The organism is Bowmanella dokdonensis, from assembly GCF_017254865.1.
Lineage (GTDB): Bacteria > Pseudomonadota > Gammaproteobacteria > Enterobacterales > Alteromonadaceae > Bowmanella > Bowmanella dokdonensis.
The window spans coordinates 1-385 of record NZ_JAFKCV010000149.1 but is presented as its reverse complement, the minus strand read 5'-3'; the positions used below and the strand labels follow the sequence as shown (position 1 = coordinate 385).

Annotated in this window: 1 protein-coding gene; it reads right to left on the bottom strand. The window is 51.7% G+C overall.

What is annotated here, in order from left to right:
* The coding region (locus tag J0A66_RS21970; protein ID WP_241264381.1) for a hypothetical protein at window positions 1-367 on the bottom strand (367 nt) is incomplete at its 3' end.
* Window positions 368-385 lie beyond the last annotated feature (18 nt).

Sequence of the window (385 nt, the reverse complement as noted above, 5' to 3'; positions counted from 1 at the left end):
CCAAGGTAAATTCCGACAACGTACTTGAGGCGTCATCCAATGCGGATTCGGCCTTGAGAAATACGCCTTTGTCCTGCCCTTTCTCACCGTCGCCTTTAAAACGCAGTGCTCCAACAGCATGACCAAAAGGCGGCCTCTCGCCGCTTTGTTCAATCCAATCAGACTGTTGTGACTTGGCGGTATTCAGCGACGCCAATGCCATATGCTGACCACGGCCGGACAAGTCAGCAAACAGCATATCGCCGTTGGCGGCGGTTAACTGATGCTCATTGTCAAAGATCCAATAGCCCAGCGTACCGTCAATATTGCCGGGGTAACGCCCCAGGGTAGACTGGTTAAAATCACTCAGACGCGCTTTAAGATCCATGGCAATGCTAAATTCCCA